This is a genomic window from Rhizobium sp. AC44/96 (genome assembly GCF_001692185.1).
In the GTDB taxonomy this organism is placed as follows: domain Bacteria; phylum Pseudomonadota; class Alphaproteobacteria; order Rhizobiales; family Rhizobiaceae; genus Rhizobium.
The window spans coordinates 82084-97780 of the sequence record NZ_LXKO01000005.1; the positions used below are offsets into that span (position 1 = coordinate 82084).

The 15697-nt window shown below is 62.7% G+C and carries 14 protein-coding genes; 6 read left to right on the plus strand and 8 right to left on the minus strand.

The features are described from left to right. Positions 1 to 6: 6 nt before the first annotated feature. Together A6U87_RS07980 and A6U87_RS07985 are read right to left on the minus strand one after the other, a co-directional pair. The gene (locus A6U87_RS07980; protein WP_065690724.1) at positions 7 to 1365 is read right to left on the minus strand and encodes an LLM class flavin-dependent oxidoreductase; all 1359 of its coding nucleotides are present in this window, start codon (positions 1363 to 1365) and stop codon (positions 7 to 9) included. A gap of 11 nt (positions 1366 to 1376) precedes the next feature. Continuing rightward, entirely contained in the window at positions 1377 to 2303 is a 927-nt protein-coding gene (locus tag A6U87_RS07985; RefSeq protein ID WP_065690725.1) for an acyl-CoA dehydrogenase family protein, read from the minus strand. 34 nt (positions 2304 to 2337) lie between these two features. Between A6U87_RS07985 and A6U87_RS29620 the strand changes: the two genes are divergently transcribed. From A6U87_RS29620 to A6U87_RS08010, 5 genes are all read left to right on the plus strand, one after another. After that, the gene (locus A6U87_RS29620) at positions 2338 to 2688 is read left to right on the plus strand and encodes a hypothetical protein (protein ID WP_141683927.1); all 351 of its coding nucleotides are present in this window, start codon (positions 2338 to 2340) and stop codon (positions 2686 to 2688) included. Beyond that, positions 2655 to 4253 (plus strand): ABC transporter substrate-binding protein, encoded by a 1599-nt coding sequence (locus tag A6U87_RS07995; RefSeq protein WP_065690727.1) that lies wholly within the window; start codon positions 2655 to 2657, stop codon positions 4251 to 4253. The genes A6U87_RS29620 and A6U87_RS07995 overlap by 34 nt, the downstream gene beginning before the upstream one ends. A gap of 18 nt (positions 4254 to 4271) precedes the next feature. Next, the gene (locus A6U87_RS08000; RefSeq protein WP_065690728.1) at positions 4272 to 5357 is read left to right on the plus strand and encodes a rhodanese-like domain-containing protein; all 1086 of its coding nucleotides are present in this window, start codon (positions 4272 to 4274) and stop codon (positions 5355 to 5357) included. Between the two features lie 92 nt (positions 5358 to 5449). Next, entirely contained in the window at positions 5450 to 6703 is a 1254-nt protein-coding gene (locus A6U87_RS08005; RefSeq protein ID WP_065690729.1) for an acyl-CoA dehydrogenase family protein, read from the plus strand. Further along, positions 6700 to 8007, plus strand: coding sequence for an NtaA/DmoA family FMN-dependent monooxygenase (locus A6U87_RS08010; RefSeq protein WP_065690730.1), 1308 nt, complete (start codon positions 6700 to 6702; stop codon positions 8005 to 8007). Before A6U87_RS08005 ends, A6U87_RS08010 begins: the two co-directional genes overlap by 4 nt. Before the next feature lie 54 nt (positions 8008 to 8061). Here A6U87_RS08010 and A6U87_RS08015 read toward each other — a convergent pair whose 3' ends face one another. Genes A6U87_RS08015 through A6U87_RS08035 form a run of 5 tightly spaced genes read right to left on the minus strand, consistent with a single transcriptional unit; the run spans position 8062 to position 12932 of the window. Then, positions 8062 to 9213 (minus strand): MalY/PatB family protein, encoded by a 1152-nt coding sequence (locus A6U87_RS08015; protein ID WP_244499444.1) that lies wholly within the window; start codon positions 9211 to 9213, stop codon positions 8062 to 8064. Then, positions 9210 to 9968 carry an SDR family oxidoreductase gene (locus A6U87_RS08020; protein WP_065690731.1) on the minus strand — a complete coding sequence of 253 codons (759 nt, stop codon included), beginning with the start codon at positions 9966 to 9968 and terminating at the stop codon, positions 9210 to 9212. Before A6U87_RS08020 ends, A6U87_RS08015 begins: the two co-directional genes overlap by 4 nt. Then, positions 9968 to 10894 (minus strand): dihydrodipicolinate synthase family protein, encoded by a 927-nt coding sequence (locus tag A6U87_RS08025; protein WP_065690732.1) that lies wholly within the window; start codon positions 10892 to 10894, stop codon positions 9968 to 9970. The genes A6U87_RS08020 and A6U87_RS08025 overlap by 1 nt, the downstream gene beginning before the upstream one ends. A gap of 14 nt (positions 10895 to 10908) precedes the next feature. Next, positions 10909 to 12270: a dihydroorotase family protein gene (locus tag A6U87_RS08030; protein WP_244499445.1), complete on the minus strand. Its 1362-nt coding sequence runs from the start codon at positions 12268 to 12270 to the stop codon at positions 10909 to 10911. Beyond that, the gene (locus A6U87_RS08035; RefSeq protein ID WP_065690800.1) at positions 12270 to 12932 is read right to left on the minus strand and encodes an aspartate/glutamate racemase family protein; all 663 of its coding nucleotides are present in this window, start codon (positions 12930 to 12932) and stop codon (positions 12270 to 12272) included. Before A6U87_RS08035 ends, A6U87_RS08030 begins: the two co-directional genes overlap by 1 nt. A gap of 204 nt (positions 12933 to 13136) precedes the next feature. On the opposite strand from A6U87_RS08035, the gene A6U87_RS08040 reads away from it, so the two are divergent. Next, complete coding sequence (locus tag A6U87_RS08040) at positions 13137 to 13838, plus strand: GntR family transcriptional regulator (RefSeq protein WP_244499446.1); 702 nt, start codon at positions 13137 to 13139, stop codon at positions 13836 to 13838. 24 nt (positions 13839 to 13862) lie between these two features. Here A6U87_RS08040 and A6U87_RS08045 read toward each other — a convergent pair whose 3' ends face one another. Beyond that, complete coding sequence (locus tag A6U87_RS08045) at positions 13863 to 15653, minus strand: ABC transporter ATP-binding protein (protein ID WP_065690734.1); 1791 nt, start codon at positions 15651 to 15653, stop codon at positions 13863 to 13865. Positions 15654 to 15697: the final 44 nt, after the last annotated feature.

A 15697-nucleotide genomic window follows, 5' to 3' on the forward strand; every position in this document is an offset into this window, starting at 1 on the left:
TTCCCCTCACTCGGCCGCGACGGCGCCGCCACGGGCGGCGAGGCTGTTTTCGGGGCGCTTGAGGCCAAGGTTCTCGCGCAGCGTCGTGCCCTCGTATTCATGGCGGAAGAGACCGCGCCGGCGCAGTTCCGGAACCACGAGCTCGATGAAATCGGAAAGCCCGCCCGGCATGATCGGCGACATGATGTTGAAGCCGTCGGCGCCGTAATTCTCGAAGCGCTCCTCGAGCTGATCGGCGATATCATCAGGCGTGCCGACGACCTGCCAGTGGCCGCGCGCGCCGGCGATGCGCAGATAGAGCTGGCGGATCGTCAGGTTCTCGCGCCGCGCGAGATCCAGAACGAGCGCCTGCCGGCTCTTGCCGGCATTGGTTGCGGGCGGATTTTCCGGCACGAGGCCATCCAGCGGATAATCCCTAAGGTCGACGCCCGACAGCTGCGAAATCAGGTTCAGGCCGACCTCAGGCTGGATGAGCTCCTGCAGCGACTGGAACTTCTCCTCGGCTTCCGATCGCGTGCGGGCGACAACGGGGAAAATGCCGGGCAGGATTTTCAGGTCGTCATGCGAGCGGCCGTATTTGGCAAGTCGGCCCTTGACGTCCGCATAGAAGCTGGTTGCTTCCTCAAGCGTGATCTGAGCGGCGAAGATTGCTTCCGCTGTCCGGGCTGCAAGCTCCTTGCCGGGCTCGGAGGCACCCGCCTGGACGACAACCGGCCGGCCCTGCGGCGAGCGCGGAATGTTAAGCGGCCCACGCACCTTGAAGTGCCGACCGTCGTGGTTGATCCGGTGCAGCTTTGCCGGATCGAAGTAGCGGCCGCTCTCGCGGTCGCGCGGAAAGGCATCGTCCTCCCAGCTGTCCCAGAGGCCAAGCACGACATTGGCGAACTCCTCCGCCCGTTCGTAGCGGTCGGAATGGAGTATCTGCGTCTCGTGACCGAAGTTGAAGGCGGCGTCGGGGTCGGAGGAGGTCACGAGGTTCCACCCCGCGCGGCCACCGCTCAACCGGTCGAGCGAGCCGAACTGCCGGGCGAGATTGTAGGGATCGGAGTAGCTGGTGGAGGCGGTGGCGATCAGCCCGATATTGCGGGTGACGGAGGATAGCGCGGACAAAAGCGTGATCGGCTCGAACGGATAGACACCGCTGTGAGCCTTGCGGCTTGCCGCCTCGACATCCTTGATGCGCGCGGCAACGCCGTCGGCAAAGAAGATCGTGTCGAACTTCGCCGCTTCCGCGAGCTTGGCAAGTTCCACATAGTTCTCGAACTCGGTGCCGACGGAGGCCTTCGGGTGACGCCACGCGGCGACGTGGTGCCCGGTGAAGAGCAAAAATGCGCCGAGCTTGATCTTGTCCTTGCGTTTCGCCATTGCGGTTCCTTTCAGCGATAGATGGCCGGCACTGGGAATTCGCCGGTCAGCAGCCATGTGCCGACGGTGCGTTTCTTGTACTCGGCGGGATTGTGGAGCGTGTGGGTCCTGACGTTGCGCCAGAAGCGGTCGAAGCCGTTGGCCGTGGTCGCCGAGCGGGCGCCCATGACCTCGAAGACCTCGCTGGACACGGCAAGCCCGACCTCGCCGGCATAGACGTTGGCGGTTGCGATATTGATCGCGGCGGCGCCACGGTCAACGGCGGTCAGCGAAGGGCCCTCGGCATAGGCCGCATCGAGGCTGCGGGCCGCCTTGTCGGCGAGTTCGGCTGCTGCAAGCGTCCGGATATAGAGGTCGCCGTACTGGCGCTTGATCCAGGGATCATCGACGTGTCGTTCGACGCCGGAATAGATCCAGGGCCGCGAACTCGTTGTCGTATAGTTGCGGCCTTCTTCCAGTATGCCCTGTGCGCTGCCCACGAAGACATTCAGCAGGACGCTCTGCTGCAGGAGGGAGGTGAGGGAGGACCACGGCGTCAGCGGCACGTCGGGCGAACTGATCAGTTCGTCGTCATGAACTTCGAGATTGACGAAACGCACTGTGCCGCTTCCGGTCAGCCACTTCTCCTTCTGCGCGGCCGAGCCGCGAAAAAGGATGAGGTTGAGCGGCAGATGGTGATAGCCAAAGAGGTGGGCGAGCGATCCATCGGTCTTGGCGAATTCCCTGACGATGCGCAGGATCGTCAGCCAAGAGGCGCCCTGGCCGCCGTATTCCCTGGCGATCTGCGCCGAAGGCAGCCCGCTTTGCTTCAGGAGCCTGATCTGGTCGACAGGCCTGCCGCCCTGTTTGTCTCGCTCGACGGCATTGAGGTGAAACGCCTGGCGGAGTTCGCCCGCCTTGGCCAGAAGCGTGTCGTCGGCATCTGTTTCGAACGGCATCTTGCCTCCCGGGAATGACGGTAAAAGGGCGCGTATGCCCCGCTATCTCTCGTCAACGGTTGGCTGGTCGGCCGTTCAAGTCCAGAAATATCTGTTTGATTTCGCGGAAAGAAATTCTTTCGCCAGGGGTGCCCAGTTTCCGCGTTTCGCTGGCGCGCTCTTCGGCGAAACCTCATCCTGTCGACGCATCGAAATTGAGCAGCTTTTGCTTTGGATCGAGCTGGCTGCGAACAGCCTTTCGAACGCAATTTTTCTTTCGCTGGCTAGAAGAAACTTTGACTTCGCCTTTTCGAACGCAGCACGGAAGCTCCCTTCAGCGGACCAAAATCCAACCATAGAGGAGCTCTACGCGTGTCCATCAACCGTCGCAGTTTCAACCAGCTGATGTTGCTTGCGAGCGCCAGCACCTTGCTCCCGTCGATCGCCTTCGGACAGAGCGCCGCGCCCGCAACGGGCGGCACCTTGAACTGGCTCTACCGGGTTGATCCCGGCAACGCGCTCTTTGCCATCAACACCTCGTCCGGCACCGGCCAGGCGATCGGCCCGAAGATTGTCGAGGGCTTGTTGACGTTCGACCTCGACGTCAGGCCGCAGCCGCTGCTGGCAACGGAATGGTCTGTTTCAGACGACAATCTTCGCTATACCTTCAAGCTCCGCAAGGGTGTGAAGTGGCACGACGGCAAGGACTTCACCTCCGACGACGTCGCCTTCTCGATCTTCCGGCTGAAGGAAGCGCATCCGCGCGGCCGCATCACCTACCAGAACGTGGTGGCGGTCGAGACGCCCGATCCGCTGACCGCCGTTATCGTTCTGTCGAAGCCGGCTCCCTTCCTCCTCTCCGCGCAGTCGAGCTCGGAATCGCCGATCGTGCCGAAGCACATCTTCGAGAAGCTGGCGCCGGGCGACGGGCAGACGCTGCAGACCGCTATCGGCACGGGCCCCTTCAGGCTGACGGAGTGGGTGGCGGGCAGCCATCTGATCTTCGAGCGCAACCCCGATTACTGGGATGCGGGAAAGCCCTATCTCGACCGCATCATTCTGCGCGTCGTCACCGACCCGGCCGCGCGGTCGGCGGCGCTTGAAACGGGCGAAGCCGATATTGGCGACAATCCGGTGCCGCTTGCCGATCTCGACCGGCTGAAGCAGGTCCCCAATCTCATCGTCGACACGACGACATACGCCTATTCGGGCCCGCAGCAGCAGCTGTTCTTCAACTACGACAATCCGCTGTTTGCCAAGCGCGAGGTCCGGCTTGCCATCGCCCAGGCGATCAACCTGCAGGAAATCGTCGATGTCGCGCTCTATGGCTATGCGCAGGTTTCGCCCAGCCCTGTGAGCACGGCCCTGCTGCAGTGGTACGACAAGAGCGTCGTGGCTCATCCCTATGATACGGCCGCAGCCGAAAAGCTGCTGGATGAGGCGGGCTATCCGCGCAAGGCGGATGGAAAGCGCTTTGATCTGAGGCTCACCTACAATTCCTATCTGCCGCAAGGCTATGCGGACGTCCTGAAGAGCCAGCTGGAAAAGATCGGCGTCGGCATCGAGATCAGGAAATACGACCTGCCGACCTTTCTGAAGACGGTCTACACCGACCGCGCCTTCGACCTGGTGGTTGAATCCCTTTCCAACACCTTCGATCCGTCGCTCGGCATCCAGCGTGCTTATTGGAGCAAGAACTTCAAGATCGGGCTGCCGTTCTCGAATGCCAGCCATTACGCCAACGCGAAGGCCGACGCGCTGCTCGAGGCGGCCGCAACCGAGCCTGACGAAAAGAAGCGCTGGGAGGTCTGGAGCAAGTTCCAGCACCTCATCCACGACGAAGTCGCCTCCGTCGACCTCGTCGCCGCCGGAGCCCAGATCGTCGCCAACAAGCGGGTCAAGAACTACGTCACCGGATCGCAGGGGCTCAACTGGAGCTTTGGCGATCTGTGGCTCGATCCGAACGCTTGATGTCGAGGGGTAGGAAACATGTCTAAATATCTGATAGATAAAAGCACTTTGATCGATTGGCTGGGCGATGGGCTCGAGCTGGCAGTGCTTGATATCCGCCCGGCCGAGGACGTCGGCTATGCGTCGCCGCTGTTTGCGACCAACCTGCCCACGGAGCGACTGGAAGCCGAACTCGACCGCTTCGTGCCGCGTCGGGTTGTCCGCACGGTTCTGGTCGATGGCGGCGATGGCACTGCCGAAGCGGCGGTCAGCCGTTTGCGGCAAGCCGGCTGGACGGACATCCATTTCCTGAAAGGCGGCATTCCCGCTTGGGTGGACGGCGGCAAGGAGCTTCCGACCTTCGATATTCCGGGCGTTCCCTTCGTCACCAAGGTGCGCGAGGAGAGGCAGACGCCGGTAATATCCGCTGCGGAACTGAAGACGCTCCGTGATCAGGGAACGGATGTCATCGTGCTGGATACGCGCACGCTTGCCGAATACGAGAAGGCGCACGTACCGGGCGCCGTCGGCGTGCCTGGCGCCGAACTCTTGCTGCGCTTCAAGGATCTCGTCCCCTCGGCGGAAACGAAAGTCGTCGTTTCCTGCGCCGGCCTGCCGCGCGCCATTCTCGGAGCGCAGACGCTGATCGATGCCGGTGTCGCCAACGCCGTCTCCTATCTCGACGACGGGACGCGCGGTTGGACGGATGCGGGTTTCGAACTGGAGACCGGGCGCACGGCATCCTACGGCGACCCAAGCGAAGAGGCCCGTCAATTCGCAAGCGAGCGCGGCGATAGCCTTTCTGCAAGCGATGACCTGACGTTCATCGATCGGCAGACCGCCGAGCGATGGAACGCCGATCCGTCACGCACGACCTACCTGCTCGATGTTCGTACCCCGGAGGAGTTTGCGCGCGCGAACCTTCCCGGATCGATCTCGTCCGAAGGCGGGCAGCTTCTCGGCGTGGCCTACCGGACGATCGCCGTGCGTGGCGCCCGCGTCGTCTTGGTCGACGATCTGCTGGGGTCGCGCGCCCGCATCGTCGCCCACTGGCTCGCCCGCCGCGGCTTCGAGATTTCGATCCTGCTTCACGATTTCGAGGCGGAAGAGCGGGCGGCCGCCTGAGGCGACGCTCGCCTTGGCCGGAACGGGAACCGAGCTTCGGATACCGCCGTCGTCAGCCGGCGGTATTGCGGCTGTAAACAGGAAACAAAGTCATGACTGATATCAATGGGGCCTGGGGCGCACCGCCGAGCGAGCGCTTCGAGCGTCTCGCGCAGACCTTCAGGCCAATATTCGCCCGTATCGGCGAGCGGGCTGTGGACCGCGACCTCGCACATGAATTGCCCTTTGATGCCTACGAGTGGCTGAAGACATCGGGCTTTTCGCGGCTGCGGTTGCCGATCGCCTGGGGAGGCCTGGGCGCGACCCTGCCGGAGCTTTTCGGTCTGATCATCGAGCTTGCCGCGGCCGATCCAAACCTCACCAACGCTTATCGCAGCCACTTCGGCTTCACCGAGGATCTGCTGAACGCGCCCGACAGCGCCTGGCGCGATGCCTGGCTGAAACGGCTCGGGCAGGGCGAGACGGTCGGAAGCGGATTCTCCGAACTCGGCGACACGCCGCTCGGCAGCTATTCGACGCGCTTGGTCCGCGATGGCGCCAACTGGCGTCTCGACGGCGAGAAATTCTACACCACCGGCTCGCTTTACGCGGACTGGATCACGCTCGGCGCGATCGACGGCGACGGGCAGCCGATCGGTGCGCTGGTGCCGACATCGGCTCCGGGTGTCGAAATCATCGACGACTGGGATGGCTTCGGCCAGTCGCTGACGGCGAGCGGCACCGCCCGTTTCCGCGATGTCGAGATCGCCGACGAACTGATCAAGCCGAGCGCGGTGCGCTTCAGCTATTCCGGCGGGTTCTTCCAACTGGTCCATCTGGCCTCGCTCGCCGGCATCGGTCGCGCTGCGGCAAACGATCTGGCGCGGCATGTCGCTGCCCGAAAGCGAGTTTACAGTCGCGGCAACGCCTCGCGATCGGCTCAGGACGCGCAGGTCCAGCAGGTGGTGGGGAAGGTGCGGGCCGCGGCCTATAGCGCCGGTGCGATCGTTCTCCAGGCGGCAAAGGCGCTGCAGCGTGCCTACGAGGCCAACCAAGGCGGGAATCAGGAGCAGATCGCGCTGGCCGGTCGCAATGCCGAGCTCGAGGTCAGCCAGTCGGTGACCGTCGTCACCTCCCTGATCCTTGATGCCAGCACGGTGCTGTTCGATGCGTTGGGTGCATCCGCCGCCAAGCGCGGCCACGGTCTTGACCGCCATTGGCGCAACGCCCGCACCATCGCGTCCCACAATCCGCGCATCTACCACGATCGCATCGTCGGTGATTTCGCCGTCAACGGCACGATTCCGGGCCCGCAGGCGGGCGTGGGCGTCGCAAGAGAAGAACAGGCAGAACGGACTGACGCATGAGTATTCAAAAACGTCGCATAAACCTCAACCTCGGTCTGAACTCCACCGGTTATCTCGCGAATGCATGGAAATACCGCAGCGGCGATCGGCACGATATCAACGATCCCGCCTATTACCGGCGCCTGGCGGAAATCGCCCACAGGGGGCTGTTCGACGCTGTATTCTTTTCCGACCATCCGGCCCTGATGACGGAACCGCTCGGACGCCCCTTCCACACGATCGATCCGCTGATCCTGTGCACGGCGCTGGCCGCGCAGGTGCCCGATATCGGCTTTGTCGTCACGATCTCTTCCACCTACAATTCGCCCTATAACTTCGCGCGCCGCACCCAGTCGCTCGATATCGTCTCGGGCGGGCGCCTGATCGTCAACATCGTCTCGTCGTTCAATCCCAATGTCGCCGCCAACTTCGGCAGCGCGGCACTGCCACCGCGCAACGAGCGTTATGCCCGCGCGACCGAATTTCTCGACGTGGCGAAAAAGCTCTGGTCGAGCTGGGACCCTCGCCGCGAAGACGAGGTTCCGCCCGACCGCTTCTGGGACAGCACGAGCGCCGTTGCTATCGATCACGACGATGCCATCTTCCAGGTGCGCGGCCCCCTCAATGTCCCACGTGGCCCGCAGGGCCATCCCGTCATCGCCCAGGCCGGTGCTTCCGAGGGCGGCATCGAGCTTGCGGCCCGGCACGGCGAAATCATCTACTGCAACATCCTTTCCAAGCCCGCAGGAAAAGCCTTCGGCAACAAGGTTCGCGAGAGGGCCGTTTCGCTCGGCAGGGATCCATCCGGCATTCGCATCGTCCCCGGCCTCGTCGTCATCCTGGGTGAGGACCGCAAGGAGGCGTTGCGCAAGCACGAGCTTTACAGTGGGACGGGATCGGAAAATGGCCTGCTGGATCGTTTCGTGCGCGAGCATGGATTGGACCGTGACCGTTTCGATCCTGATGCCGTGCTGGACTACGAACGTTTCGTGCCCGATCCAAACAGGCAGCAGGCCGTGGGGATGGGGCTTGGGCTCTCTGACTTGTTGCTGCATGAGAAGCTGACGGCGCGTCAGGCGGTTCGCCGCTCCGAAGGGCATCACCGGCTTCTGCTTGGTACGGCTGAAGACGTGGCGGCAGAGATGATCGATCTATGGGAAGACGGCACGGTGGACGGCTACACGCTGCAACCGCCTCGGGCGCCGGATGATATCATCGAGTTCGTCGACAAGGTCATCCCTATCCTTCAGGACCGAAACGTCTATCCGCGCCAGTACGAGGGGCGAACGATACGCGACAGATACGGGTTGTCCTATCCGGCATGAGACGGATAGGACATTTGGATACCCGTTAGCAGGTGCCACACCGGCTGCGAGTTGCTACCCCTCTAGCGCTTGCTCCATCCGCTCCAAGGCGTCGTCGAGCAGTTGCTGCGGGCAACCGAAGTTGAAGCGGATGAAATTGCCATAGCCGTCGCCGAATTCGGAGCCGGCGCTGAACCCGACCTTGCCTTGGTCGAGGAAGTGAGTTTGCGGATCCGGCGAAAGCCCGAGCGCCGTGCAGTCCAGCCAGGCCAGGAACGTGCCTTCCGCCTTGATGAGGCGGATCGCGGGGAAGCGACGGGCGATCTCTGCCGACAGATGATCGCGGTTGGCTGCGACATACGACAGCATGTCCGTCTTCCACTTGCCGGCGCTTGAGAGTGCCGCAAGCGTCGCCTCCAGCCCGAGGATATTGACGCTGTCGACCATGCCGAGGCGCGATTGCGCGAATGTCTCGCGCATCGCCCTGTTCTTGATGATTGCGAACGCAGTCTTCAGGCCGGCAATATTGTAGGTCTTGCTGGCGGCCATCAACGTGATGGTGCGTTCCGCTGCATCGTCGGAAATGCTTGCGATCGGAATGTGATGACGTCCGTCGAAGAGCAGTTCGCAATGGATCTCGTCGGAGATGATGAGGGTATCGTTTCGGCGACAAAGCGCGGCGATGTCTGTCAGTTCCTCTTTGGTGAAGACCTTGCCGGTCGGGTTCTGCGGGTTGCAGAGGAGAAGGGCCTTTGACTGGGCGAGTTTGCCGGCGAAGGCATCCATCTCCACCACATAGCCGGCATCGGTTGCCGTGAGCGGCGCCTCGATCCGCTTCAAGCCCCAATGAGCCGGCGCATTGAGGATCGGACGATAGACCGGCGTCTGTACCAGAACGCCGTCGCCGGGCTGAAGCATCGCCTTCAGCGCCATGTTGAAGCCGGGTTCTACGCCTGGCAGGAATACGATCTCTTCCGGAAGGATCGTCCAGTTGAACTTCTCCTGCATGTCGGCAACGATTCGCGCGCGCAGCTCGTCGCGCGCGACACCGTAGCCGAGAAGCGGGTGCTCAAGGCGGTTGCGGATCGCATCGACAATTTCCGGCGCCGCGGGAAAGTCCATGTCGGCAACCCACATGGGCAGGACATCGCCCGGATATTTGCTCCATTTGGAGCTCCCAGTGCCGCGACGCTCGTGAACGATGTCGAAGTTGACCATACGTGTCATAGCCCCCTGATCATGCCGCCATCAACCCGGATCGACGAGCCGGTAACGTAGCTCGCCTGGGCGCTGGCGAGAAATACTGCCGCGGCAGCGAACTCTTCGGGTCTGCCGTAACGACCTGCAGGTATATCGTTGCGTGAGGCGGATTGCACGTCCTCGATGCTCGCGCCCGTCTTCTCTGCCTTGATGCCGTCCAGTTCGCGGACGCGATCGGTGTCGATACGTCCCGGCAGGATCATGTTGACGGTGATGCCGTGTCGGGCAACTTCCGCTGCCAGCGTCTTGGACCACCCGGCGACGGCCGCCCGCACACCATTGGACAGTGCAAGGTTCGGAATGGGTTGCTCTACGCCGGATGAGCCGATCGTGATGATCCGGCCCCACTTGCGAGCAATCATGCCCTCCAACATGGCACCGGAGATGGTGAAGATCGATGTAGCCATGGCCTCGAAGGCTGCCAGCCAGCTTTCGCGAGACTGACCGAGCGCCGGTCCGGCTTTCGGTCCCCCCGAGTTGTTGACCAGGATATCGACGCCTTCCTGTTCGGTCAGCGATGCGATGAGCCTTGTCACCGACGCCGGATCTGCGAGGTCGACTGCGATCGGCGTGATGTTGTCGGAAGGCTCGATCTTGTCGGTGTTGCGGGCCGCGGCAAACACCTTGACGCCCTCGGCGGCAAGACCCTTTGCGATCGCAGCGCCCAGGCCGCGGCTTGCGCCGAGAACGAGTGCCTTTTTCCCGGAAATCTGCAGATCCATTACTTCAACGCCTCCAGCTTGCGTTCTTGTCGTTCGATAAGTTTGTCGACTTCCCTGATTGCCATCGCGCTGAGAGCCGCACCCGGGCGTCTTAGCGCCGCGCTGGCGATTGCTCCCCGCTTGGCGAGCACATACTTGCGCACGGCAAGGCCGAGGCCGGGTTGCTGCTCGTAGCGCATGAGCGGCAGGTAGGCATCGAAGACGTCCTGTGCCTCCTCGAACCGGCCGGCAGCGCTCAAGCGGCAGACGTCCACCATCATTTCAGGATAGGGGAAACCGGTCATGGCGCCATCGGCGCCGCGCTGCATTTCTTCCGGCAGGAAAATGCCGGCGTTGCCGCAGAGGATCGAGACGCGTCGCCGGCCCTTGGCTTCCGCTTCGCGCAGGTCCGTGATTTTCTGCAGTCCCGGCCAGTCTTCATGCTTCACCATGGCGATGCTCGGGTGGGCCTCGAGGATCGAGCCGAGTGTCCTGGAGGTGATTTGCACGCCGGTGGACAGCGGAAAGTCCTGCAGAACGACAGGAACGTCCGTGCCGACGGTTTCAACCACATTGCGATAGTAGGTGATGATCTGATCATCGGTTCGCAGGGAGGAGGGAGGCGCGACCATGACGCCGGCCGCGCCGAGATCCATCACCGCCTTGCTCAGTTCGCCGATTGCAGCAAGCCCTGGCGCGGACACCCCGACAACGACCGGCTTGCCTGCCGAGCGTTTCAGCGTCAGACGCGTGACCTCGATCGACTCCGCCTGGGTCAGTTTCGGGGCCTCGCCCATCATGCCGAGAATGGTCAGGCCGTCGGCGCCTTTCTCGAAGTAGAAATCGACCATCCGGTCGACACTCGGGCGGTCGAGCGAGCCGTCTTCGTTGAACGGAGTTACGGCAATGACGAAGACGCCCTTGCTGTCTGTTGTGATGAGCGACATGTGCTGATCCGATCCTATTCAAACCAGTGAGAGTTGCCGCGGCGGACATAGCGTCCGGATCCGGGCTGATTGATGATGGACAGGCCATCCCACGCGAGGCTTCCGCCCAGATAGGTGCGGGTTACCGTGACTGAAAATGCGCGGCCGTCGAAGGGGCTCCAGTGCAGCTCGTCGTTCGCCCGCGAAGAGTCCCATACCTGGGCCTTGCGCGAAAGGATGGCGAGGTCGGCATCGGCGCCGAGCCTGATCGCGCCCTTTTCGGGCCACAGACCGAAGAATTTTGCCGGCCGCTCGCAAAGCTGCTCGACCGTCACCGCGGCGGCATCGAGGCCGCGATTGTCAGCTGCCGTGTAGAAAGCCGGCAACAGCGTTTCCAGTCCGGGTACACCGGCGCCGGCGTCGAAGATCGACGGCGTGAACTTGTTGTCGACTGGCCAGCTGGAGTGGTCGGAGCTGACAAAGGCGACCCGGCCGGACAGCACTTCGTCCCAAAGCGCGTCGATCTGACCGGGACGGATCGGCGGGTTGACCTTCATGCGCGCGCCGAGCGCGGCGCCATCGCGCTCCGGGTCGAACCAGAGATAGTGGACGCAGAGTTCGCCGGTGGCTCGGAAGCCATCGGCGAGATAGTTATCGACCAGGTGGAAGCCGCGCGGTGTCGTCAGGTGGACGATATGGGCGTGGGCGCCGGCCGCAGCCCCGAGTTCGAGAAACTGCGCCGTCGCTGCCAGTTCCGCGGCCGGCGGTCGGCTCTCGGAGTGGGCCTCGATGCCATCCCGGTTGGCGGCCTTTGCTGCAGCGATATAGGCCCGGACGATCTCCTGGTCCTCGTTGTGTACACCCAGCGGAATGACGGTATCAGAGAGGGCATTGAAGACCGCCAGGATCTGGTCGGATGCGATACGGGGAAAGCGCGTCGGGCTGCTTTCAAACGTCGAAATCTTGAAGGCGACCACGCCCCCCTCGATCAAGGGCTGGATGTCCTCGGTCGTCTGTCCCGGCAGGACGGTGCCGTAAAGCGCGACGTTCGCGTGGGCATGCTCCTCGATCGCGGCAATCTTGTCGTTGAGACGCTCAAGCGAGTTTAGTGGGGCGGGATTGTCGTAAGGCATGTCGACGATGGTCGTCACGCCGCCGGCAATCGCCGACCTGGTCGTCGACCGGATGCCGGGAAGCCCGCCATAGCTGCAAGCATGCGTCTGGCCGTCGACCACGCCTGGGATGATCAGATCGTCGCCGGCCTCGAAGGTCTCGGTTGCGGCCGGCGCATCGCCGGTTCCAATGGCGGCGATCTTGCCGTCCCTGACGCCAATCCAGCTATTTTCAACCGGTCCGTCGGGCAAGACGGCAGTGCCGCGCACCACGAGGTCAAACATCATTGTCTCTTCTTTCCATAAGCCAGATCAAGATTGGTGCAGGCGAGTGCGACGCCTGCCTGGACCGGATCGATGACGGGAATGCCGAGGCTGTCCTGCATTGCCTGCCTGTATGATCCGAGACCGGCGCAGCCGAGAATGACGACATCGGCGCCATCTTCGTCGCGCAGCAAGCGAGCCGTGCGTGAGACGGTCTCGACAACGTCGCCGGCCATCAGTTCAACGACCGTCATGTTGATCGACCGATCACCCGCAAGGCGCCGGTCGAGCTCGAGCGCCTTCAGGTAGCGCAGATGACGATCGATGGAGGATTGCCCAAGCGAGATGATGCCGAAGCGGGAGCCGAGGCCCAGCGCCGCGAGGTAGGCGGATTCGGCGATGCCGTAGACCGGTCGGTCCACCAGCTTTCGAACCTGCGCGATGCCGGGATCGGAAAAACACGAGAGGACGAAGGCATCCGCGGAAGAGGCCGACACGGCCACGATTATGTTTGGAATGACCGCGGCAACGTGATCGTCCGTTTCAATGCCAGGCGGCGATTTGGCGAGCTCGATACAGTTGATGCGGTGGGATGTCGTCGCGCGGACAGGACCGAGGCAGGCCTCCATGGAGCGCGTGACGGACGCCGAACTGTTGGGATTAATGACGAGGATGTCGGACACAGCATGCACCTGTTGGGCACTTCCACTGGACGGGGAAGCGCATTGCGCAATAGATATATTACGTAGTATATCAGAGAAAGGCGACTGTCAAAGTCCTCTGTGAGGATGGCGCGCAAATGCCTGTGATATCAAAAGTCTTTGACTTGCCCGCAATGTCTGGCGACAAAGGCATCTGGCCCTTATTCGGGCAACTGGAGATGGGTTTTGAACAAGACTGACACCTTGGCAACGGCTTCCGAGAAGCGCGGCAAATCACTGACCGAGCAGGCCTATGCCATATTGCGCGAGCGGTTGATCCTTGGCGAACTTGCACCGGGCGCAGCCGTTTCCGAGCCGGAGCTCGCCGAGCAGCTGCAGATGAGCAAAACGCCGGTGCGTGAAGCTCTGGCGCGCCTCTGCGTCGAGGGCTTCATGGAGGCCTTTCCGCGGCGCGGCTACCGCGTGACGCCGGTGACGGTGCAGGACATGAACGATCTCTTTGCGGTACGCGGTATGCTCGAGGGCACAGCGGCGTCGCTGGCCGCGAAGAACCTGACGGAGCAGGAGCTGGACGCGCTCGATCGATTGGCCGATGCGAGCTACGTGATGGGCGAAGGGGTCAGCACAAAGACCTTTGTGACCTCCAATGAGGAGTTCCATTCCGCGATCGCACGCGGCTCGCGCAATCCACGCCTCCACGCTCTGGTCATGAGCCACCTGGAAGAGTGCGCCCGGCTTTTCTACATGGGGACGCGCGTGCGCGACATTAATCCCGAGACGGCAAACGACCACCACAAGATCGTGGCTGTGCTACGCGAGCGTGACAGCGAGAAGGCGCGCCAGGCGATGGTCGAGCACAACGAGAACACCCGACAGGGGTTGCTCAACGCGCTCATCTCCAATGCACACGGCGGCTTCACGCTGTAGCGATACAACCCGACCGCGTCGTCGCTACTGCTTGACGAGGTGACCGCTGGCCACTTCGCGGTAGATCGCCTTTGTCGGAACATAGTCCGCCGGACGCACGGCGCTGCCGAGTTCTACGCCCGGCAGACGGGTTCGCGAGTGCCGGCGGCTCGGATCTGCGACCGGAACGGCATCGAGAAGGCGTCTGGTGTAAGCATGTTGAGGATCGCCGAAGACTTGCGCCCGCGAGCCGATCTCGACGATCTCGCCCAGGTACATCACGGCCACGCGGTGGCTGACACGCTCAACGACGGCCATGTCGTGGCTGATGAAGAGGTAGGCGATCTTAAGCGTCTCCTGCAGTTCGAGCATCAGGTTTACCACCTGCGCCTTGATCGACACGTCGAGGGCGGAGACCGCCTCATCGGCAACGATCAGGCCCGGATTAAGCGTAAGCGCACGGGCGATGCTGATGCGCTGGCGCTGGCCGCCGGAGAATTCGTGCGGGAACCGACGCGCCATATCGGCTTTCAGCCCGACGCGCTCGAGGAGGTCGACTGCCTTTGCCTGTGCCTCTGCCTTCGGTGCCAGCCCATGAGCGATCATCGGTTCCGCAATGGCATCGCCCACCCGCATGCGCGGATTGAGGCTTGAATAGGGATCCTGAAAGATCATCTGCATCTGCCGGCGCTGGCGTGTTAGCGTGGCCGATGTCATGGCGCGGACGTCTGCGCCATTGATGCGGATGCTGCCGCTGACAGGCTCGACGAGCCGGAGCACCGAGCGGCCGGTCGTTGACTTGCCGCAACCCGATTCACCGACAAGCGACAGCGTCTCGCCTTGGTTCAGGTCGAAGGACACGTCTTCAACCGCGTGAACACGGCCGGTCACGCGTCCGAGGACGCCGCTCTTGATGTCGAACCGGGTGACAAGGTTGCGAACTTCCAGCACGGGTTTCGTCCCGGCGCCGGCAACTTCCCGCTCGGCGACCCGCTTGCCGCTTTCGACGTCGATCAAGGGGAAGGTCGCGGGGTTCTCGTGTCCAGCCATCGACCCGAGCTTGGGCACGGCAGAAAGGAGAGCGTGCGTGTAGTCGGTTTCGGGCTTGGCGAATATCTCTTCCGTTCGTCCGGCTTCGAGCGCGCGCGAACGGAACATGACGACCGTCCGGTCGGCGATCTCAGCGACCACACCCATGTCATGGGTGATGAACAGAACGCCCATCTTCTCTTCATCCTGCAGGCTTTTGACGAGCTCAAGGATTTCCGCCTGGACCGTGACATCGAGTGCGGTGGTGGGCTCGTCGGCAATCAGAAGTTTGGGTCGGCAAGCGAGGGCCATGGCGATCATGACCCGCTGCAGTGTGCCGCCAGACAGTTGATGGGGATGTTCGTCGAAGCGCTTGGCTGCGGCGGGAATGCGAACGCGATCCAACAAGGCGATCGTCTGAGCGCGCGCTTCGGCGGTCGTGACGGGCCGGTGGCGGCGGATTGCCTCGGCGATCTGGCGGCCGACGGTCATGACGGGATTGAGCGATGTCATTGGCTCCTGGAAGATCATCGCGATCTCGTTGCCCCGGATGTCCTGCATCTCTCGCTCCGGCAGGGCCAGCAGTTCTCGACCTTGGAGCTTCACGCTGCCCTCGACCCGCGACGTTCGTTCCGGCAGCAGCCGCATGATGGACATTGCCGTCACGCTTTTTCCGGAGCCGGACTCGCCGACGATCGCCACCGTTTCACCTGCCGCGACCGTCAGGCTGACATCGTTGACGACTGGCACCCATTGACCGCTGCGGCGGAAAGAGGTTGTCAGATGTTCGACAGATAGAATGGTCACGCAGGAAACTCCGATGGCGAGTGGCCAAGATCTCGTATATGGGG